The 17,953-nt window shown below is 73.0% G+C and carries 21 protein-coding genes, 1 tRNA gene and 2 pseudogenes; 8 read left to right on the top strand and 16 right to left on the bottom strand.

Annotated features, from left to right (window positions below; translation table 11 throughout):
* Positions 1-109 precede the first annotated feature (109 nt).
* Positions 110-1,111, top strand: coding sequence for a D-erythronate dehydrogenase (gene denD / locus ACIHEJ_RS30365; protein WP_400140289.1), 1,002 nt, complete (start codon positions 110-112; stop codon positions 1,109-1,111).
* A 9-nt stretch (positions 1,112-1,120) separates the two neighbouring features.
* On the opposite strand, the gene ACIHEJ_RS30360 is transcribed toward denD, so the two are convergent.
* The 8 genes from ACIHEJ_RS30360 to ACIHEJ_RS30325 all read right to left on the bottom strand — a co-directional run bounded on the left by ACIHEJ_RS30360 (position 1,121) and on the right by ACIHEJ_RS30325 (position 8,844).
* On the bottom strand, positions 1,121-1,822 hold the full coding sequence (locus tag ACIHEJ_RS30360) for a class I SAM-dependent methyltransferase (RefSeq protein WP_400140288.1): 702 nt from the start codon (positions 1,820-1,822) through the stop codon (positions 1,121-1,123).
* Entirely contained in the window at positions 1,815-2,804 is a 990-nt protein-coding gene (locus tag ACIHEJ_RS30355) for an NAD-dependent epimerase/dehydratase family protein (protein WP_400140287.1), read from the bottom strand. Before ACIHEJ_RS30355 ends, ACIHEJ_RS30360 begins: the two co-directional genes overlap by 8 nt.
* Entirely contained in the window at positions 2,801-3,880 is a 1,080-nt protein-coding gene (locus ACIHEJ_RS30350) for a cytochrome P450 (RefSeq protein WP_400140286.1), read from the bottom strand. Before ACIHEJ_RS30350 ends, ACIHEJ_RS30355 begins: the two co-directional genes overlap by 4 nt.
* 41 nt (positions 3,881-3,921) lie before the next feature.
* Positions 3,922-4,689, bottom strand: a complete 768-nt coding sequence (locus tag ACIHEJ_RS30345; RefSeq protein WP_400140285.1) for a glycosyltransferase family A protein — start codon at positions 4,687-4,689, stop codon at positions 3,922-3,924.
* On the bottom strand, positions 4,686-6,164 hold the full coding sequence (locus tag ACIHEJ_RS30340; RefSeq protein ID WP_400140284.1) for a class I adenylate-forming enzyme family protein: 1,479 nt from the start codon (positions 6,162-6,164) through the stop codon (positions 4,686-4,688). The genes ACIHEJ_RS30345 and ACIHEJ_RS30340 overlap by 4 nt, the downstream gene beginning before the upstream one ends.
* Positions 6,164-6,904, bottom strand: a complete 741-nt coding sequence (locus ACIHEJ_RS30335; RefSeq protein WP_400140283.1) for a glycosyltransferase family A protein — start codon at positions 6,902-6,904, stop codon at positions 6,164-6,166. The genes ACIHEJ_RS30340 and ACIHEJ_RS30335 overlap by 1 nt, the downstream gene beginning before the upstream one ends.
* The gene (locus tag ACIHEJ_RS30330; protein ID WP_400140282.1) at positions 6,901-7,929 is read right to left on the bottom strand and encodes a 3-oxoacyl-ACP synthase III family protein; all 1,029 of its coding nucleotides are present in this window, start codon (positions 7,927-7,929) and stop codon (positions 6,901-6,903) included. The genes ACIHEJ_RS30335 and ACIHEJ_RS30330 overlap by 4 nt, the downstream gene beginning before the upstream one ends.
* Positions 7,930-8,100: 171 nt before the next feature.
* Positions 8,101-8,844: a PIG-L deacetylase family protein gene (locus tag ACIHEJ_RS30325; protein ID WP_400140281.1), complete on the bottom strand. Its 744-nt coding sequence runs from the start codon at positions 8,842-8,844 to the stop codon at positions 8,101-8,103.
* A 53-nt stretch (positions 8,845-8,897) separates the two neighbouring features.
* On the opposite strand from ACIHEJ_RS30325, the gene ACIHEJ_RS30320 reads away from it, so the two are divergent.
* Together ACIHEJ_RS30320 and ACIHEJ_RS30315 are read left to right on the top strand one after the other, a co-directional pair.
* Positions 8,898-9,413: an NUDIX hydrolase gene (locus ACIHEJ_RS30320; RefSeq protein ID WP_400140280.1), complete on the top strand. Its 516-nt coding sequence runs from the start codon at positions 8,898-8,900 to the stop codon at positions 9,411-9,413.
* Positions 9,414-9,487: 74 nt separating this feature from the next.
* The gene (locus ACIHEJ_RS30315) at positions 9,488-10,168 is read left to right on the top strand and encodes a hypothetical protein (RefSeq protein ID WP_400140279.1); all 681 of its coding nucleotides are present in this window, start codon (positions 9,488-9,490) and stop codon (positions 10,166-10,168) included.
* Here ACIHEJ_RS30315 and ACIHEJ_RS30310 read toward each other — a convergent pair.
* From ACIHEJ_RS30310 to ACIHEJ_RS30295, 4 genes are all read right to left on the bottom strand, one after another.
* A complete protein-coding gene (locus ACIHEJ_RS30310; RefSeq protein WP_400140278.1) occupies positions 10,165-10,416 on the bottom strand; it encodes a hypothetical protein in 252 nt (83 codons plus the stop codon). The two genes, ACIHEJ_RS30315 and ACIHEJ_RS30310, sit on opposite strands and share 4 nt — an antisense overlap.
* An 87-nt stretch (positions 10,417-10,503) precedes the next feature.
* A complete protein-coding gene (locus ACIHEJ_RS30305; protein ID WP_400140277.1) occupies positions 10,504-10,974 on the bottom strand; it encodes a flavodoxin family protein in 471 nt (156 codons plus the stop codon).
* A 246-nt stretch (positions 10,975-11,220) separates the two neighbouring features.
* A complete protein-coding gene (locus tag ACIHEJ_RS30300) occupies positions 11,221-12,267 on the bottom strand; it encodes an LLM class flavin-dependent oxidoreductase (RefSeq protein WP_400140276.1) in 1,047 nt (348 codons plus the stop codon).
* Entirely contained in the window at positions 12,267-12,794 is a 528-nt protein-coding gene (locus tag ACIHEJ_RS30295; protein ID WP_400140275.1) for an SRPBCC family protein, read from the bottom strand. The genes ACIHEJ_RS30300 and ACIHEJ_RS30295 overlap by 1 nt, the downstream gene beginning before the upstream one ends.
* Before the next feature lie 119 nt (positions 12,795-12,913).
* On the opposite strand from ACIHEJ_RS30295, the gene ACIHEJ_RS30290 reads away from it, so the two are divergent.
* The gene (locus ACIHEJ_RS30290; RefSeq protein WP_400140274.1) at positions 12,914-13,444 is read left to right on the top strand and encodes a winged helix-turn-helix transcriptional regulator; all 531 of its coding nucleotides are present in this window, start codon (positions 12,914-12,916) and stop codon (positions 13,442-13,444) included.
* A 59-nt stretch (positions 13,445-13,503) separates the two neighbouring features.
* Here ACIHEJ_RS30290 and ACIHEJ_RS30285 read toward each other — a convergent pair whose 3' ends face one another.
* Positions 13,504-14,358 carry an MBL fold metallo-hydrolase gene (locus tag ACIHEJ_RS30285; RefSeq protein ID WP_400140273.1) on the bottom strand — a complete coding sequence of 285 codons (855 nt, stop codon included), beginning with the start codon at positions 14,356-14,358 and terminating at the stop codon, positions 13,504-13,506.
* Between the two features lie 111 nt (positions 14,359-14,469).
* Between ACIHEJ_RS30285 and ACIHEJ_RS30280 the strand changes: the two genes are divergently transcribed.
* On the top strand, positions 14,470-14,742 hold the full coding sequence (locus ACIHEJ_RS30280; protein ID WP_400140272.1) for a winged helix-turn-helix transcriptional regulator: 273 nt from the start codon (positions 14,470-14,472) through the stop codon (positions 14,740-14,742).
* On the top strand, positions 14,739-14,822 hold the full coding sequence (locus tag ACIHEJ_RS30275) for a hypothetical protein (RefSeq protein WP_400140473.1): 84 nt from the start codon (positions 14,739-14,741) through the stop codon (positions 14,820-14,822). The genes ACIHEJ_RS30280 and ACIHEJ_RS30275 overlap by 4 nt, the downstream gene beginning before the upstream one ends.
* A 246-nt stretch (positions 14,823-15,068) precedes the next feature.
* Here ACIHEJ_RS30275 and ACIHEJ_RS30270 read toward each other — a convergent pair whose 3' ends face one another.
* Positions 15,069-16,121, bottom strand: coding sequence for an LAETG motif-containing sortase-dependent surface protein (locus ACIHEJ_RS30270; protein ID WP_400140271.1), 1,053 nt, complete (start codon positions 16,119-16,121; stop codon positions 15,069-15,071).
* A 162-nt stretch (positions 16,122-16,283) separates the two neighbouring features.
* A pseudogene (locus ACIHEJ_RS30265) lies at positions 16,284-16,758 on the bottom strand (SDR family NAD(P)-dependent oxidoreductase); the annotation flags it as partial.
* On the opposite strand from ACIHEJ_RS30265, the pseudogene ACIHEJ_RS30260 reads away from it, so the two are divergent.
* Positions 16,758-17,063 (top strand): annotated as a pseudogene (locus ACIHEJ_RS30260) (TetR family transcriptional regulator C-terminal domain-containing protein); the annotation flags it as partial. The pseudogenes ACIHEJ_RS30265 and ACIHEJ_RS30260 overlap by 1 nt on opposite strands.
* Positions 17,064-17,191: 128 nt before the next feature.
* The gene (locus tag ACIHEJ_RS30255) at positions 17,192-17,641 is read left to right on the top strand and encodes a hypothetical protein (protein WP_400140270.1); all 450 of its coding nucleotides are present in this window, start codon (positions 17,192-17,194) and stop codon (positions 17,639-17,641) included.
* 27 nt (positions 17,642-17,668) lie between these two features.
* On the opposite strand, the gene ACIHEJ_RS30250 is transcribed toward ACIHEJ_RS30255, so the two are convergent.
* Positions 17,669-17,743: transfer RNA gene (locus ACIHEJ_RS30250), tRNA-Leu, on the bottom strand.
* Between the last annotated feature and the right edge of the window lie 210 nt (positions 17,744-17,953).

Raw genomic sequence — 17,953 nt, 5'->3', positions numbered from 1 at the left:
CGTGGGCCCCGCCCGGTCCGCCGGTCACCGGCGAGCTGCCGGGGGTTTGGCCCGGCAGCTCGCCGTGCAGGTTCTCAGCCGGAGGGGACCGCCACCGAGGGGAGGTCACATGAGGGTCGTCATCACGGGCGCGTTCGGTTTCCTGGGGCGCCGGCTCGCCGACGCGCTGCTGCGCACACGGAGCTTCGGCGGCACGCCGATCGAACAGTTGGTCCTCGCCGACCGGATCGTACGGCCCGGCTCCCCGGCGGCGACCGACCCTGTGGTGGACGTCGTGCACGGCGACCTGGCCGACCGCCTCGACGACGTGTTCGCGCGCCCGGTCGACGTCCTGTTCCATCTCGCCGGCGCCGTCTCGGCCGAGTGCGAGGCCGACCTGGACCTCGGCCTGCGCGCCAACGTGGACACCACCCGGGCCCTGCTCGACGCCGCCCGGGCCCAGACGGCCGATGGCGGGCCGAGGGCGCGGGTGGTGTTCTCCAGCAGCCTCGCCGTCTACGGCTCCCACCCGGCGCTGCCCCTGCCACCGGCGATCAGCGAGTCGACGCTGCCGCTGCCGCAGTCGAGTTACGGAATCCAGAAGCTGATCTGCGAGCACCTGATCGCCGACTACACCCGCCGCGGCTTCCTCGACGGACGTGTCGCCCGCCTGATGACCGTCGCGGTCAGGCCGGGCCGGCCGAACGCGGCCGCCTCCGGCTTCCTGTCCGGCATCATCCGCGAACCCCTCGCGGGGCGCCCGGCGACCTGCCCGGTCGACCCAGGCCTGCGTGTGGCACTGGCCTCACCGCGCCGCACGGTCCAGGCGATCCTCCGGCTCGCGGAGGCCGAGCGCGGGGCCGGGCCCGGACAGCTCGACGGGCCGCTGCCGGTCAACCTTCCGGCCCTCACGATCTCGGTCGCCGAGATGCTGGCCACGCTGCGACAGGTGGCCGGAGACGCCGTCGCCGATCTGGTGACCGTCACGCCCGACCCTGCCGTGGAGGCCGTCGTGGGCTCGTGGCCCGCCGTGTTCGACAACGCACGCGCCGGCGCCCTCGGCCTCGAACCCGACCCGGACTTCCTGTCGGTGGTGCGGGACCACCTCGCCGAGCAGACGGACGCGTCCTGAACGGCCGCCTCAGAACGCGTCGAATTCCTCGAAGGGCGGCTCGAACGAGGGATCCGGCAGGCGAAGAGCCCGGAATCGAGTCCTCGGCCCGGCCGGGGGACCGGCACCCTCCACCGTCACCGCTTCGAGGGGAAAGGCGTCGGCGATCACCGACCATCCCAGGTTCCGCTCGAAGTAGCGCACAGCGGTGCGCACCGACGGCGCCCAGTCGTCGTCGACCACGATCAGCCCGCCCGGCCGGACGATCTTGCGCAGGAAGTAGAGATCGACGAAGACCTCATGGAACCGGTGGCTGCCGTCCACGAACGCCGCGTCGGCCACGAGACCCTCGACGAGGAGCTGGGGGAGCGCGATCGACGACGGAGCGAGGACGAGCGAGGCGATCGCGTCCAGCCCGGCGGAACACAGCAGATCCCAGCCGACGTTGCACCAGTCACGTGCCTGGAACGGGTCGATGACGACATGCCGGGGGCGCGGCGCGTCGACAGTGATCAGTGCCTCACCGATGGCGAGCGCCGAACTGGCGTACGCGAGACCGACCTCCACCACCGTCTGCACACCCTCGGCGACCAGCAGGTCGCGCAGCTGGTCGCAGTGGCGTCCGGGCACGGTCACGGTCTCGAAGTCCGCCTCACGGTCCCGCGTCCACCCGGGCCCCTCGCGCGCGAGCCGACGCCGCACCTCGCGGACCCGCTCCCTGCGCTCATCCATGTCCACCGTCCCGGCCGTCCTTCCCACCGACAGAGCATCTTCCTCCGAAGGACGGCGTGGCGCGGCCGTTCTGCGCGACAGGCAGGGCCGCCGCATAGTCCTCGAGGGTTCGGCCGGCCGCCCACCCCCGGGACTCGGCCTTCGACACGTCCAGGACCACGCCATGGGCCAACTGGTCGACCGCGTACCGGGTCAGGAACGGCTCCGCGTGCGGACGCAGCCGGGCCAGCGTCTGAGCCGCGCTCGCCACGCTGCGGGCGGCCGTCGCCGGAACGTGGCGGATCCGCGCCCGTACGCCATGGGCCCGCAGAACCTGCCGCACCGCCTCGTCCCGCTCGTACGGTTCCGGGTCGGCGATGTTGTACGCGCCGGGCGGCCAGTCGGCGGCGGCGAGGCACGCTTCGGCGAGGTTCTCGACGGCCGTCAGGCTGAGGCGGACACTGGGCCCCGGCAGCAGGAGCAGGCCGCGACGGACGCGGGACAGCAGCCGCGGCACCAGATGGGGGTCCCCGGCGCCGTAGACCGCACGGGGGCGCAGCACCACGGCGCCGGCGGCGAGCGCGAGAGCCTCACCCGCGGCCTTGGTACGGCCGTACGCGTTGAGCTGGCCGCGCACCGGATGGTCCTCGGTGATCAGGGCACGGCCTGGCCCGGGCGCGTACACGCTGGCGCTGCTCACCCACACCACCGGCCGGCCTGCGGCCGCCCGCAGCAGCCGCGCGGTGCCGTCGACGTTGACGGCCCGCATCGCCGCCTCGGCCCCGGAGCCGGGCACGGGGTCGCCGACCGCCGCCGCGCAGTGCACGACGACGTCGGCGCCGGACAGGTCCGGCACCTCGCGTGCGGCGTCCCACGCACGGTGCCGGCCGACCGGACCGGGGCGGCGCCCGACGCACAGCACGTCCGCGCCGCGGGCGGCGGCCGTCGCGGCGACGTGGGAGCCGCAGAAGCCGCTCGCCCCGGTGACGGCGACCGTGGTCATCGTTCCTCCCCAGCGCCGGTCGTGCCACGGACGGTGAGGGAGCGCCAGCCGGGCAGGGCCGCGCCCCGGTCGACCCGGGCACGCACCACGGTGGGCCGGTACGGGACGAGCGCGGCGAGGGTGTCGTCCAGCTGCGCGCGGGCCAGCCGTGCCCCGGGGCAGGCATGGTTGCCGGCACCGAAGACGAGCTGGGCCACGGCGGGCGGCGCGGGGTGGTGGGCGTCCGGGGGATCGGTGTGGGCGCGTGCGGCGTGCCGCGCGACCAGGATCAGACGGTCCCCGGCCCGCACCGGGCATCCGTCGAGGACGGCGTCGGCTGCCGCCACTCGCGGCAGCAGCGGGGACGGGGCGATCACCCGCAGCAGTTCGCCCACCAGGACCGGCCGCAGCCGGTCGTCGGCCGCCTGGTCCCACAACTGCGCGTCGGCGCACCAGGCGACGGCACGCGGCAGGGCCGCCACGGTGGTGTTGACGGCGGCGACCGCGAGCATCGCCCGCAACGCCGATTCCCCGCTCCCGCCGGTCGCGTCCCCGGCGAGCAGGTCCTCCAGCCGGGCCGTCGCCGCGGCCACGGCCCGGACCGCGCCGGCCGGGCGGGGACCGGGCAGGTGCTCGCGTACGGCGGCGGCCGCGACACGGGCGGCCGCCTCGGCGAGGCGCTCCGGGTCTCCGGAGGCGTCGAGGAGTCCGCGGACGGTGGCCCCGGCCAACTCGCGGGCCAGCGGCACGAGATCGACGGTGCCGCCCGTGCCGAGCGGGACGAGCCGGCGGGCCAGCACCTCCCGCCACACCGGACGCAGCCGCTCCACACCGGATGCCCCGAGGGACGCCGCGACCGCGCGCCGGGTGTCGCGGTGGCCGGTGCCCTCCTGGTCGAAGAGGGTCCCGCCGACGGACACGTCCCGGGCGGCGCCGCCGGTCGTCCCGGCCGCCGTACGGTCCAGCGGGACACGGGTGAGGGCACGGCGGTACGCATCGCTGCCGTGCACCAGCAGCGCCCCACCGATCCGTGTCACGGTGCGGCGGCGGCCGGCGGCGAGCAGGGCGAACAGCACCGGGTGGGAACGGGTGTACACGCGCCGGTCCCGGCGGCGTGCCGCTTGCACAGGGGCAGGTCTCATCGCACGTGCACCTCGTTCAGGTCGGCGGGGCGGTACCGGCGGTCCCAGCACCACGGCAGGGTCCGGCGGGCGCCCCGGGCACGCAGCCGACGCAGGCTGGTGTGCACCACCATCCGCTCGGCCCGCGCGATCCGGCCGCTGTGCTCGCGCGCCCGGAAGGCGACGTCCTCGGGCGGCCCTTCGAGCGGCTCGCTGGGAGTGCCTCCGCAGCGCAGGTGGAAGGCGGCCGTGACGGCGGGATTGTGGCCGTGACACAGCACGTGGGGCGCGCGGCAGCGCAGGTGGCGGTGCTCCCCGCGGTACCGGCCGTACAGGGCCGCCGCCCGGATCGCCGCCGGCAGCGCATACCGCTCGGCGAGCGCGGGACGCTCGTCCCGGCGCGGCACACTCCGGCCGCAGGCCGGTTCCGTCCCGCGCCCGAACTCCGCGCGGGCCGCGGCGATCCGGTCCGCCGCGGGCACGCAGTCGGCGTCCGTGGGCACCAGCAGCGCTGCACCCGGCCCGATGCCGTACCGGAATCCGGTGTCCGCGGCGGCTGCGGTGCCCGGCCGGTCCTCGTGGACGAGGTGCACGGGGAAGGGCGCGCCGGCGGCGAAACGGCGTACCCCGGCGGCGGTGGCGTCGGTGGAGGCGTTGTCGACGACGCCCGGAGCGAAGCGGGTGTCGCTCTGGCAGGCCGGCGCGGCGAGCGTGGCCCCGATTCCGGCCTCTTCGTCGCAGGCCGGCACCACGACCCACAGGGGCCCCTGACCCGGCGCGGTCATCCCCGGTCCCCGTCCGTGAGCCGGGCGGCGGCGAGCCGCGCGGTGGCGCCGCGATCCGGCTTTCGGGAACGGCCGGACAGCGGGACGTCCGCCAGCAGTACGGCGTCCGGCCGGGCGGACCCCATCCGCTCCAGCGGACCGGCCAGCGAGGCGCGCAACGACTCACGGTCGGTGTCCGGGCGCGGCTGCACCACGGCGACCAGGCGCTCGTCGCCGTCACCGGCCGGCACGCCGACCAGCAGCGCCAACTCCACGCCGGGTACGTGCAACGCGGGCTCGTACAGCCCTGGGTAGATGTTCTCCGCCTTCCGCAGCACCATGTCCTTGCAGCGGCCCTCCAGCACGATCCGGCCGCCGTCGAGGTGGGCCCGGTCGCCGGTGGCGACCCACGGGTCCGGCTCCTCGCCCAGACAGCGGTCGCGGACGGCGGGACCGCACAGCAGCAGCTCACCGGAGGCGTCCGTCTTCGCCGTCACCCCCGGAAGCGGGGCGCCCACCAGGTCGCCGCGCCCGGTGAACGCGGCCTTGTCGGCCTGCTCCACCGCAGCGGCGGGAAACAGTTCGGTCAGCGCGTACACCCCCCATGCCTCCTCGGCTCCCGCCTGCTTGACGCGCGTCAGCAGGTCGGCGCTCGCCGGCGCCGATCCCGTCCACGCCCGCCCGGTGAACCGGGCCCCGGCCGCCAGCGCCGACCGCAACTGAGGTGGCGTCAGATACGTTGCCTGCGGGCGGAGTCGGCTCATCTGCCGGGCCAGGACACGCGGCGAGCGGGCGGGCAGCGCGACCGGCGCGCCGCTCGCGAGGGACGGCACGAGGACGAAGAACGTGCCACCGAGGACCGGCCGCCCGGCCGTCGGTCCGACGAGCCCGGTCACCGCGGTCATCCCGGCGGCGAGTGAGGAACGGGTGTGCACCACGGCGCGGGGCCGCGCGGTGGTGCCCGAGGTGAAGACGATGACGGCGTCACCGTCCTCGTCCACCGGACGCGGCAGCGTCCCGGCCCGTGCTCCGGTGTCGAGGGAAGCGGCACAGCCGGGAGTTCGGGGCCCGACCGTGGCGACCGGACCCAGCTCCGCGAGATCCGGCAGGGCCAGGCGCGCCCGGTGGGCGAGCGGGCGTGCCCACCCGGCGACCGCCTGGGCGGTGGCGTCGGCGAGGACGACATCGGGGCGGGCCAGGGCGAGCCGGGCGCGCAGCACGTCAGGTCCGGCGCCGGGGTCGAGGACCGCGACCCGCGCACCGAGCCGGTGGACGGCGAGCATCACGGCCAGCGCCCGGGGGCCGGGCCGTACGGCGACGCCGACGGTGCCGCCGCGTGCGATGCCGCGTGCGTGCAGGGCGGCGGCGTAACGGTCGGCGAGGCCGGCCAGGTCCCCGCGGGTGGTCTTGACACGGACGGCCCCGGCCCGGGTCGTACCGAGGACGGCCGGCCGGTCCGGGTGCGCACGAAGGGAGTGGGCGAGAGCGTCGAGCATCAGCGCGGGTCCTCCTGATGACGGCCCGGACCCCTGTCCAGGTACCAGCGGGCGGTGCCGACCGGCCCGTACGCGCGCAGCCGCCGGGTGGAGTTCTCCACGACCATCGCGCGGGCGTGGACGATGGCGGTGGTGCGGCGCCGGACCCGGTTCAGGAACAGCCGGTCGGTCGGGGAGGGGCGGCGCGGCATGCCGCCGACGGCCTCGTACAGGGCGGCCGTGATGGCCATGTTGTTGCCGGCGTGCATCCGGTACGGGGTGAGGTAGCCGTGCCGGCGCCAGTGGGCCGGGCGCACCCGGCCGAAGAACGCGGCGACGCGCACCAGGGCCCGGAAGACGGCACGCCCGAGCGGCCCGTGCTCGTCACGACGCGCGTCGAGCCGTCCGCACACCAGGCCCGCGCCCTGCCGGAGGGCACCGCGGGCGGCGGCCGTCCAGCCCGGGCGAGGCAGGCAGTCGGCGTCGGTACGGGCGAGCAGCGTCGCGCCGTTGCGGATCGCGTACCGGAAGCCGGTGTCCACCGCGCAGCCCACCCCCTTCTCCGGCTCGCCGAGGACATGTACTGGGAAGGGGGCCCAGCGGGCGAAGTCGTGCGCGACGGCCGCGGTGCCGTCGGTGGAGGCGTTGTCCACGACGACGAGCGTGAAGTCGCGGTCCCGCTGGGCCGCGAGAGCGTCCAGCGTCGCGCCGATCCGCGTGGCCTCCTGGTGCGCGGGCACCACCACCCACAGGGCACTCATGCCTTCTCCCACACCATCGTCATGATGCTCACGCCGCCGCCCAGTCCCACGAACAGCACCCGGTCGCCGGGCAGCAGCCCCTCGTGGACGCGGTCGAGCTGTACCCCCAGCGTGGCGCCGGCCATGTTGCCGAGCTCGGGGACCGTGACGACGAGCCGGTCCCGCGGCACGCCGGTGACTTCCACGAACCGCTCCAGGTACGGCACGGTGACCTGGTGCACCAGGATGTGCCGGAAGTCGCCCCAGGCCAGGCCGGTGCGCTCCCTCATACGGTCCAGCACGGACGTGCCGACCTTCTCGAACACCTCGCGCAGCTCGGCTCCGTCGCCGCGGAAGTACGTGTGCTCGTCACCGCGGGGGTGGCGCGAACCGCCGCCGAAGATGCCGCCGACGTGCCAGTGCTCGGAGTGCGTCTCGGTGTCGACGTCGAGGATGCCGCCCCGGTCCACCGCCTCCAGCACCACCGCCGCCCCCGCGTCACCGAAGGTGTAGCCCGCGAAGCCGTCCCGGAGCTGGTCGGGGCCGGAAGGGGCGCGCCGTACCGCCCGGCTCGGGGTCTCCCCGGTGACCACCAGGGCCCGGCGGGCCCGGCCGGCGAGGATCATCGCCCGAGCCGTGTCGATGCCGTTGACAAAGCTGTTGCAGGCGTTCGTGACATCCAGGGCATGTGCCCGGCACCCCAGCTCGGCCTGCACCACATGGGCGGTCGCCGGTTCGGCCATGTCCCGCGTGGCGGAGGCGAAGACCAGCAGGTCGACGTCGTACGGGGTCAGCCCGGCCCGGGCCAGCGCCGTGCGCGCCGCCCGTACCGCGAGCGTCGAGGCGTACTCGCCCTCCGTCACGGCACGGCGCGAGACGATCCCGGTGACCCGTTCGAGCATCCGCGCGGGCAGGCGCAGCCCGGACGCCGTGGTGATCTGCTCCTGCAGTTCCTGGGACGTCACTTCGAGCCGGGGCAGGCAGGAACCCACCGCCGTGATGCCCACCCGGGGCGCCCGACCGTGACCAGCGTGGTCTATGTGCATGGGGTCGACGCTACGAGCGGATCCGGACGGCCGGCCTGAGCACGCGTACTCAACCGGCATGGGTACACGGTCCTTCGCGGAGGCCGACGGCCGAGCCGCGGGAGTGGGCCGAAGACCGGCGGGGCCCGCACGCGCCGAGCGGGATGCAAGCCCCTCGCAGCGGCGGAAGGACTACCGGCCGAACAGCTCGAAGGCCACCGCCGGCGTCCCACCGAAGCGCGCGGCGACGGCTGTCGTCCGAGCGGTCAGGAAGTCGCGGACGTAGGTCTCCGGATCCTTGTCCGTCAACGCCTCTATGTACGTGCGGTGTTCGAGGAGTGAACGCACGGCACGCTCCAGACCCGGGGTGGCGTCGACGGCGTGCGTGGGGCTGACGGAACCGGCGACGGCCACCCAGCGAACGCCGTTCCAGGGTCCCAGGCCCTGCTCGGCGAGTTCGGGGAAGATCCAGCGGTTGCCGGCGTCCGCGGCGGCGTCCAGGGTCGCCCGGCCGACGGCCACGTGGTCCGGGGTGGTCCAGGCGGCGCCGCCCCAGGTGTCGCGATGGTTGAGGGTGATGACGAGTTCGGGGCGGTGGCGGCGGATCGCGGCGGCGATGTCCCGGCGCAGCGCGGGACCGTACTCGATCACGCCGTCCCGGTGGTCGAGGAACTCCACACGGGTGACGCCGACGACGGCCGCGCTCGCCCGTTGCTCGCGCTCGCGCAGCGGGCCGCAGACAGCCGGGTCGAGGGTGTCGATACCCGCCTCGCCGCGGGTCGCCAGCACATAGGCGACCTCACGGCCGGCGTCGGTCCAGGCGGCGACGGCCGCCGAGCAGCCGTACTCCAGGTCGTCGGGGTGTGCCACCACGGCGAGGGCCCGCTGCCAGTCGCCGGGCATCGGCTGCAACTCGGTAACCTTCGGTTCGGTCATGGACCGGAAGACTACTTCGACCGCGCACCCGGCCCATCGAAGGAGAGAATCTCGTGACCCCGGCCGAACCGTTCGCCCGCATCAAGATCCGTGTCGCCGCGGCACTGTTCGACGGCGACGAGGTCGCCCTCATCCACCGCACCAGGAGCGGCCAGGACCACTACACCTTGCCGGGCGGCAACGTCGAATCCGGCGAACCCGTTCTCGGGGCACTCGCACGCGAACTCGACGAGGAACTGGGCCTGGACCTCACGGAGGCGAGCGGCGCGCCGCGACTGACCTGGATCCGGGACGCCATGGTCACCCGCCCCGGCGCAACCCCACCGCGCAAGCTCCACCTGGTCTTCCGCGTCCACATCGCCCACCACGTCCGCACCCGCCTGCGGACCGTCGAATACGACGGCACCGTCGGCGCCGGCCACCTCACGTGGAGCCATTACAAGGACACGGCCGCCAAGGCACTCTTCCCCCCGGTCCCGCTCGCCGAACTCCCCGCCCCCACCGCACCGCTGGACGCCGCCCAGGCCTTCCTGCCGACCCTGGACGACACCAACTTCGAATGGATCTGACTCGGCCTCGACCCACACCGCCGAGGCCCCCTCCAGGTGTCCCGTCCTCCCACCGAACCGGCATGATGATCGGCATGACGTCGATCGCCCAGACCCCGATCACCGGCCTGGACCTCACCGGGTTCACCGAGCGCGAACCCGGCTCGTGGACCGACGAGGCGGGGCTCGTCCTGTCGGTCCACTTCTTCCCCCTCGTCCCTGACCTGCCGGCCCCGCTGCACGAACCGGAGCGCCTGAGGTACGGCTGTGCCGAGGGGACGGCGGAGGCCGGTGGCGGCCTCGTCGAGGCGACCGTGGGAACGGTGGACGGGCTCCCGGCACTGTGCCAGCTGCTCAAGATGCCACTGCAGAGCAGGCCGGGGCAGGCCTTCATCGGCAGTTGGACGCTGCCCAAGGACCGTTGCAGCACGGTGGTGAAGGTGCAGGCCGCAGAGGGCGCGACCACCGGTCTGCGGGAAGCCGTGGTGATGAATCAGGTCGGACCGGCCGACTACTTCAAGCCTCATCCCTACGCAGGCGGCGGCCAGTTCGGCGGCCTGCCGTACCACGTGGCCGACCTGGAGCAGTGGGACGCCCAGTTCCCCGACCACCCCCTCACCCTGGTACGCGCCGCGTTGCACCGCATCACACCCACGATCACTCTCCACGACCAGTTCAAGACCCTGCCGCCGTTCACCGGCCCCACGCCGTCCCCAGCCCCGACCGCCGCCCCTCCCGCGCCGCGCCGCGGGTGGTCCCGGCGGAAGGGGGTCTAGACCGCGTATGTCCGAGGTGCTGCGGTACGACGTGTCCGGGCTTCGTCGGGCCGGCCCACGGCGAGCGCACACCCGGCGGTGAGCGTGGCGACCACGGAATCGGCCCGCGGCGAGTCCGGACTGATGCCCGAGGCCACGGCCGTTTCGACGACGCCCCGGGTGACGGCGACGACGTCCGGGCGTGGCGGCCCGGCGGCGTCCTCGCGCAGATCCGCCAGACACTCTTCGACGAGGAACTCGTCGATCAAGCGGCGCCTCTCCGCTTCGCCCATCATGGCGAGCTGCCTCAGGTCTCCCGCTGAGGGAAAGTCAAGTCTTCGTCGACGCCGGGTGTTTCAGGACACCGCACCCTTCCCGTCCCTCAGCCGCTCGGCGAATGCCCGTGCGGCGGCCAGATCCGCGGCGTTCGGGCGCTGCTTGTTGATGCCGCCGACGAGCCTGAAGGGCGCCCAGGTGTCGAACGCCCGGCAGGAGAAGCTCCCGTTCACCGCGAAGCCCTTGCTTTCGAGGAGCCGGACCAGCGACCGGGTGAAGGGCGTCGGCGGCAGTTCGGGGAGCCCGCTGGTGGCGAATACGAACGCCTGGCCACGGCTGGGCGGAAGCGACTTGACGAACTCGCTCAGGCCGGGATGGAGCCTGCCGTGGAAGACGCCCGAGCCGAAGCCCACGAGATCGGCCCCGGCCAGCTGGGCCGGATCTGCTTCCCCGGGTCGGACGGCCTGCGCGTCCAGTACCCGGGCCATGGTGTCGGCGACCCGGCGCGTATTGCCGTGCGACACGGAGGCACACACGATGACGACCTTCATCCTGACGATCCCCTCTCCGGCTTGTGCAGGGAGGACCACGCAGCCGCGCCGGATGTGACACCTCCGGACGGATGGAGTGGTCCGGCGTCAGGAGCACTGCTCCAGTGTCATGGTGCCCGGGCCGGCCTTCGAAGGAGAGTCGTGCCTGTCCCGAGCTTCCCCAAGTCCTCCACGGCGCCCCGGAACACACCGTGGTGGGCGGGATGACCGGGGCCGACCCTGTCCTCCCGCCCGGCCGGGCCGGTCTCAGCGAGGTGCGATCGAGCGGACGAGGTCGATACCCCGGCCGAGATTGTCCAGACGTGCCTGCAGGGTGTCGCCGGCCGGGTACAGGCGTACGGTGTCCACGCCCGCCCGCTGCCAGACCTCGAGGCGCTCGCGGACCATGCGCTCGGTGCCGATCAGAGTCGTGGCCAGGACCATGTCGTCGGTGACCAGTGCGGCGGCGCCGTCGCGGTCACCGGCCTGCCAGCGGTCCCGTACCCGGGCGGCGACGTCCGCCCATCCCTGGCGGCTGTACGCGTTGTTGTAGAAGTTGGTGGAACCGGAGCCCATGCCGCCGAGCGAGAAGGCGAGTTCCTTCTTGCGGCTGCCCACGATGCCGGCGAGGTCGTCTTCGTCGGCGACGATGTTGATCTCGGCCCCCTGGCACACGTCGAGCTGGGCCCGGGTGCGGCCGGCACGGGCGAGCCCCGTGTCGAGAGGGGTGAAGTAGGCGCCGGCGCCCTCGGGGACGAAGCTCGTGCCGAGCCAGCCGTCGGCGATCTCACCGGTGAGCTCCAGCATCTTCGGGGAGAGCGTGGCGAGGTACACGGGTACCGGCACCGGCGCCAGACTCAGCCGCATGGAGCGGCCCTCGCCGCCGGGCAGCGGGATGGTGAACTGGCGCCCCTGGTAGGCGATCCTGTCCCCGGCGAAGGCGCTGCGGATGATCTCGACGGTCTCCCGCATCCGGGCCAGAGGACGCGCGAACGGGATGCCGTGCAGGCCCTCGATGACCTGGGGGCCGGACGCGCCGAGACCGAGCAGGAAGCGGCCCTCGGACAACTCGGCGAGGGTCATCGCCGTCTGCGCGATGGTCACCGGGGAGCGGGTGGCGAGCTGGATGACGCCGGAGCCCAGCAGCATCCGGTCGGTGCGGGCGGCCAGATATCCCAGCGGTGAGGGAGCGTCGCTGCCCCAGGCCTCGGCCACCCAGCAGATGTCCAGCCCCAGCTTCTCGGCCTCCAGGACGAAGTCGGCGGTCTCGCGCCAGGCGCCGCCCGAGGCCTCGATGGTGGTCGCGGTGCGCATCACTTCTCCTCGTCCGCGAGATCCTTCTCCGCGAGATCCTTGAGGGCTGCGAGGTTGGCCTTCATGCCGCTCTCGAACTCGCGGAGCCTGACGAAAACGATCTTCTGTTCCTTGTCGGGCATCGCCTCGATGGCGAAGCTCAGCCCGGAGGGCGCCGGGCCCATCTGCGCCCACTGCTCCAGCACGGTCCCCGAACCCCGCCGGGTCAGCGTGAAGCGCCACACGCTGGAGGGACGGTCGGGGTCGCCCACCGCCCAGCCGAAGCACCGGGGGGCCGCGCACTCCACGACGGTGCTGATCGTCTCCCAGCTGCCGAGGTCGGGGTGGGCGCTACGGCCGAGGAAGCGGCTGCCCGGCTGCGGCACGGCCGTCCCGTCCAGCCACTCGACCTCCTGAAGCTCGGAACTCAGCCTCGGCATCAGGCGAATGTCGCTCACCAGCGTCCACACCCGTTCCACCGGTGCGTCGATGTACGTGCTCGCGGACACCGTCGGGGTGTCCGCGTAGACCTGTCCCGTCCATTCCATGGGCGCGTGACTCCTCTTCGCAGATGACGTGCATAGTTGCGTATTAAGACTGACTGCCGCAAGGTCTGGGACAGGCATTGGCCTGCTGAGTTTCGGTGAGAGACTCGTATCATCGGCTCATGAGGCGCACGACGTTCGCGAACTGGCCCTGCTCGGTGGCCAGGAGCATGGATCTGCTCGGCGACTGGTGGACCCCCCTCGTGCTGAGGGAGGCGTTCTACGGCATCCGCAGGTTCGACGACTTCCAGCAGGAACTGGGCATCGCCCGCAACACCCTGACCGAACGCCTTCGCCGGCTGGTCGACGCGGGCCTGATGGAGAAGCGCGTCTACGAGACCCAGCCGACCCGGCACGAGTACCTGCTCACCGAGTCGGGCCGCGACTTCTTCCCCGTGCTCCTGGCCATCAGCGCCTGGGGCGACCGCTGGCTCGCCGAGGAGACGGGAGCGCCGGTCGCCGCCCGCCACGAGCCGTGCGGCCACGACACCCGCGCCGAAGTCGTCTGCTCGCACTGCAAACAGCCCCTGGCCTGGGAGGATGTCACCCCACGACCGGGCCCGGGATACCCGCCCAAACTGCTCGACCGCCCGGACGTCCGACGGAGGTTCAAGCTCGACGCCCCGGGAGATCCGAAGCCCGTCGTCGGCTGACCTGCTCGACCCCGGCTCGCCGGCGTTCAAGGACCGCACGAGCCGGGCGGCACGCCCTCTCAGGCGGTGCGGGCAGCGAGGCGGGCGAACTCCCACGGGTCGTGTGCGCTGAAGACAGTGACCTCGTCCCCGTGATCGCGGTGGAGGCCGCGCAGCCGGTCGCGGGCGGTGACGCGGGCCGTCGCGTCGATCTGCGCTCCGTGCTGGACCGGCTCGAGGACGGGGTGGGCGAGGGGCGGCGTGCGCGCCAGCTCGCCGTGATACATGTACGCGTCCCCGGCGTGCAGCAGCCACCGCCCGTCACCGTCGCGCACGGCGACACCCGCATGCCCCGCCGAGTGGCCGGCCAGCGGGACCAGCAGCACCTCGCTCGTCAGACCCTCCGGTCGCGCCACGTCGGGGAAGCCGAACCACTCCGTGCCCTTCGCCACGGGTGCGGGCGTCAGCAGTGGGCCGTGCGCCCGGTGCGCCGGCATGAAGCGGTCGAGGCTGTGCCGGTGATGTGCTGCCGCGGGGTCGGTGACGGCCCGGTACTCGTCGGGGTGCACATGCACCCGCGCCCCAGGGAAGTCCGGCAGCCCACCCGTGTGATCGCGGTGCAGATGGGTGAGCACGACGTGCCGTACGTCCTCGGGCGCGTATCCCAGACGGACGACCTGGCGCAGCGCAGTCTCCTCCGGGTCCAGCGCGGGCTGGGCGTACGCCACCCAGTCCGCGCCCAGCGACCGGTCAGGGTGCCGTACATCGCCGGTGCCGATGCCGGAGTCGACCAGGATCAGCCCGTCCGAGTCCGTCTCGATGAGCAGGCAATGGCAGACGGCGGCCAGTTCGCGATGCGCGGCGCCCGCCGTGGGCTCGTCGCCGAGCGGTGGAATCTTCCGGAGAGAACCGCAGTTGAGGTGGTGGACACGCACAAGGCCCCCTGAGGACGCGCTGGGTGGGCGGGCTGGTCAGGACGGACGTTAGGGGGCGTTTTCGTGACTCACCAAACGGTTGGACACGTGTCGGGGGGCGAGGTCGGTCCGTTGGCGGACTGTCCGGACAGCGCCCTCGTCCCACCCGCGCACGAACCGCGCTGCCCCGTCGACATCACCCTCGCCGTGGTGGCCGGCCGGTGGACACCGCTGGTGCTCCGCGAGTTCCTCCGCCGTGGCCAGGCCACGTACTCCGAGCTGTCCGCCGCCCTGCCCGCCCTCTCGGACAAGGTGCTGTCCGATCGGCTGGCCCAGCTGACCGGTGCGGGGGTGATCGAGCGCCACGCACCCCGGGCTGGCCGCCCCGGGTCCGCTACGTACTGACCAGCCAGGGCCGTGCCCTGGAGCCCGTGGTGCACAGCATGTGGGAGTGGGGCCTGGCACGCCGGAACACTCTCGGCTGATTCCGGAGATGTGCGGGCGGGGGCGCTGTCGGACCCGTGCGACACGATCCGCCGCGTGGATCGTGCCGCCGCGTTCGCCGACTTCGCCCCGGTCGCCCGGCCGCCTGTACCACGCGTTCACCCCCGCCCGACGCGACAGCGTGCGGACCTCGGGCCCCGAGCGATGCCCGATGTGTCAGTCCGCACGAAGGGGCCGCACCCATGGACACCACGGGTGCGGCCCCTTCCCGCTCACCACTCGGTGGGTCAGACGGCCGCGCCGCCGCCGGCGCTCTTGCGACGGCGTACGACGAACACGGCGCCCGCGCCGACCGCGACCGCGGCACCGCCCGCGAGGCCGATCAGAGGCAGCGCGGAGTCGGAGCCGGTCTCGGCGAGGTGACCCTGCGGCTCGATCTTGTTGTTGCCGGTGGGCTGCTTCTTCGGCAGGGGCTTCTTGCCACCCTGCGGCTTGGCGTCACCGGGGTCGCCCGGGGTCGATCCCGCCTTGAGGATGTCGAACTCGTAGAAGCTGTCGTCACCGGAGTAGACACAGTTGCCCTCGTCGTCGGCGTACATGCCGATGCTGACGGCGTAGCCGAGCCCCGCCGGGGCGGACTTGTCGACGCTCAGGCGCATGTCGATCGAGAAGGACTCGTGGGCCTTGACCTCGGTGTAGCCGACGTAGCCCGCGCCCTCGTCGTTCTCGTCCAGGGAGATGTTCTCCCAGGTGCCGGACGAGGGGTCCTTGAACTGCAGCGTGAGGTGGCTGGTGTCGTCGAAGAAGTCGTCCTCGTTCACCTGCGTGGCGAACACGCCGAGGTCCACGCGCTGGTAGGCGTGGTCACCGGTGTTGTTCACGTTCAGCGTGAAGCCGTGGAAGCCGCTGCCGGCGACGATCTTCGACGGCAGACCGGAGAGGCTGGTGTGCAGCTCCTTGTCGAACTTCGGCTCGTCACTGTCCGCACATTCCGTCGGGAACCCGGAGGGGGAGGGCGAAGCGGAGACCGAGGCCGAGGCCGAGGGGGAGGTCACGGCACTGGGCGACGCCGACCCGGAGGCCGCCGGGCTGGAACCAGCGGCCGCCGGCGTGCTGTCGTCCGCCGCAGGCGTGGATTCCTGACCGGCCGGCGTCGTGTCGTCGGTGGACGGAGTGGTGTCGTCGGCAGCGGGCGTGGACTCGTCCACGGACGGCGCCGTCTCGGTGACGGCGGACGTCGGACCCTCCTCGTCCGCGTACGCGATCGGGGCCGTGAGCAACACGGCCGGGGTGATGGCGGCCGTAGCGGCGGCGAGGGCCAGGGAACGGCGAAGCTTCATGTGAACCTCGGGCGGGAGTGATCAATGTATTCGCAGTCATGACCCGAGGAGACCGTCAAGAGTTGCACGATCTCTCACACTTTCTTTATGTGAGTCACGTCACACATGGCTGAAAGTGTGCTGTGGAGCGCGCGAGAGCAGGCCTCGCGCACCCGCTTCCCGTGCGGCGATGACGGCCACCCCCGTCCTGCCCCCGTCGACGTCCACCACCGTGCCGTGCACGAAGGCCGCTTCGTCACTGGCCGGCCGGACCGCGGCATGCGCGACGGCGTCCGGCGTGCCGACGCCGCCGGCCGGGGTGCCCTTCATCATGGTCTCGCCGGGATGGGGCTCACTGCCCTCCGGGGCCGGGGGCAGGATGACGCCCGGCGAGACGGCGTTCACCCGCACGCCCAGCGGGCCGAACTCCGCGGCCCACGCCCGCGTGAGCGTCTCCACGGCTCCCTTGGTGGAGCTGTGGAGCGCGCCGAGGGGCACGCCCAGGCGTGCGATCCATGAGCCGAGGTTGATGATCGCCCCGCCACCGGACGGCGGGGTGGACGCCGGCGTTGTTCACCAGGATGTCGATCCGCCCGCCCAGGGCCTTCCGGGCCCGATCGGCCAGGTCCTGCGACGCCTCCGCGCTGCCGTCGAGGTCCCTTGGGATCACTGTTCATGCAGGTCGTTAGGTCCCGCCCCGGTGCCCGGGCCGTCGTGACGGAGCTGATGCGTCAATGGCAGCAGCAACTCGCCCACGGCATACGTGCCTTGCAGGCGAACGGCCTGGTGTCGGCGGCCCTCGAGGTGGACCGGACGGCCGCCGCGCTGCTGGCGGGCATCCGGGGAGGCGTGGCCATCATGATGTCCACGGCCGACTCCACCCACCTCGAAGCGGCTCTCGACACGGGCATCGAGCACTTCCGTGCGGCCGCGGCGACGACCGGCGAGCCGGATCGCACCTGACAGCCCGGGGCCGTGTCGTCCGGTGAATCCGCCGCGCAGCCGTACAACCCTGAAGCCGCCTGGCGGGTCTGCATCACCGTACGAACCAAACCGGCCTTTCGGTACAACTCGTTCGAACGGGGGACCCCATGAGCATCGTCCGCACCCACGTCCGCGGCGTCGCGACCGCCGCCTGCGCTCTCCTCATGGCGATCGGCCTCGGTGCCGCCGAGGCCGGGGCGTCCGGCGCCGGCACCGCGGCACCGAGGACCCGGCTGATCGCCTCCTCCGCACTCGGGAGCGACTACAAGGTCACGCTGACCGCGCTGCGGTCGGCGCAGGATCCGTACGCCGCGTCCGTGCGGCTGCAGGTCTACACGCACACCAAGGGGGCGTGGAAGGAGTCCGACCGGGTCACCGTGGGCGAGGCCGACGGGTGGTTCTGGTACCCGCTCACGGGCAGCGGAGCCGTCTGCGAGTTCTCGACCGCGAGCACGGAGCCCGCACCGCTGAGCGTGAGCCTGCTGATCACACCGTCGATCGGCTGCTCCCGGCCGACCCACTACGTCGTCAAGCAGGGCAAGGTCTTCGCCGGCTGACGCGCGAGGCGGGTGAGGCAGGTGAGGGGCGGGGCGGTCGGATTCGAACCGACGTCCTCCGAGATGCTGTCGCGGCGCACTACCTCTGTGCTACGACCCCGCCTTGCCGTTGATCATAACCCGGAACTCGGTGGGCACGGCGGGGGACTGCCGTCGACCGGGCACCAGGGGGAGGGCACGGAACCAGCCACTGCACCCGATGTCAGCCACCGTCCTGAGAGGTCGTTTCATCCCGGTGTTTTATCCCGTGATGCGGGTTTGTTCCGGTGATGTCGGGTCGCGCCAGGAGATGGTGTTCTCGCCGGTGAGGCG

This window comes from Streptomyces sp. NPDC052301 (assembly GCF_044593395.1).
Lineage (GTDB): Bacteria > Actinomycetota > Actinomycetes > Streptomycetales > Streptomycetaceae > Streptomyces.
Note: the sequence above shows the minus strand (reverse complement) of the source record. Positions and strands in the feature narration are given on the sequence as shown.

Excerpts from the sequence above, each read along its gene's own strand:
- ACIHEJ_RS30305 (WP_400140277.1), bottom strand. The coding sequence starts at position 10,974 with ATGAAGGTCGTCATCGTGTGTGCCTCCGTGTCGCACGGCAATACGCGC.
- ACIHEJ_RS30345 (WP_400140285.1), bottom strand. The coding sequence starts at position 4,689 with ATGACCGCGCCGGGTCAGGGGCCCCTGTGGGTCGTGGTGCCGGCCTGC.
- ACIHEJ_RS30300 (WP_400140276.1), bottom strand. The coding sequence starts at position 12,267 with ATGCGCACCGCGACCACCATCGAGGCCTCGGGCGGCGCCTGGCGCGAG.
- ACIHEJ_RS30325 (WP_400140281.1), bottom strand. The coding sequence starts at position 8,844 with ATGACCGAACCGAAGGTTACCGAGTTGCAGCCGATGCCCGGCGACTGG.
- ACIHEJ_RS30255 (WP_400140270.1), top strand. The coding sequence starts at position 17,192 with ATGAGCATCGTCCGCACCCACGTCCGCGGCGTCGCGACCGCCGCCTGC.
- ACIHEJ_RS30330 (WP_400140282.1), bottom strand. The coding sequence starts at position 7,929 with ATGCACATAGACCACGCTGGTCACGGTCGGGCGCCCCGGGTGGGCATC.
- denD (WP_400140289.1), top strand. The coding sequence starts at position 110 with ATGAGGGTCGTCATCACGGGCGCGTTCGGTTTCCTGGGGCGCCGGCTC.
- ACIHEJ_RS30355 (WP_400140287.1), bottom strand. The coding sequence starts at position 2,804 with ATGACCACGGTCGCCGTCACCGGGGCGAGCGGCTTCTGCGGCTCCCAC.
- ACIHEJ_RS30290 (WP_400140274.1), top strand. The coding sequence starts at position 12,914 with ATGAGGCGCACGACGTTCGCGAACTGGCCCTGCTCGGTGGCCAGGAGC.
- ACIHEJ_RS30315 (WP_400140279.1), top strand. The coding sequence starts at position 9,488 with ATGACGTCGATCGCCCAGACCCCGATCACCGGCCTGGACCTCACCGGG.
- ACIHEJ_RS30340 (WP_400140284.1), bottom strand. The coding sequence starts at position 6,164 with ATGCTCGACGCTCTCGCCCACTCCCTTCGTGCGCACCCGGACCGGCCG.
- ACIHEJ_RS30335 (WP_400140283.1), bottom strand. The coding sequence starts at position 6,904 with ATGAGTGCCCTGTGGGTGGTGGTGCCCGCGCACCAGGAGGCCACGCGG.
- ACIHEJ_RS30360 (WP_400140288.1), bottom strand. The coding sequence starts at position 1,822 with ATGGATGAGCGCAGGGAGCGGGTCCGCGAGGTGCGGCGTCGGCTCGCG.
- ACIHEJ_RS30270 (WP_400140271.1), bottom strand. The coding sequence starts at position 16,121 with ATGAAGCTTCGCCGTTCCCTGGCCCTCGCCGCCGCTACGGCCGCCATC.
- ACIHEJ_RS30295 (WP_400140275.1), bottom strand. The coding sequence starts at position 12,794 with ATGGAATGGACGGGACAGGTCTACGCGGACACCCCGACGGTGTCCGCG.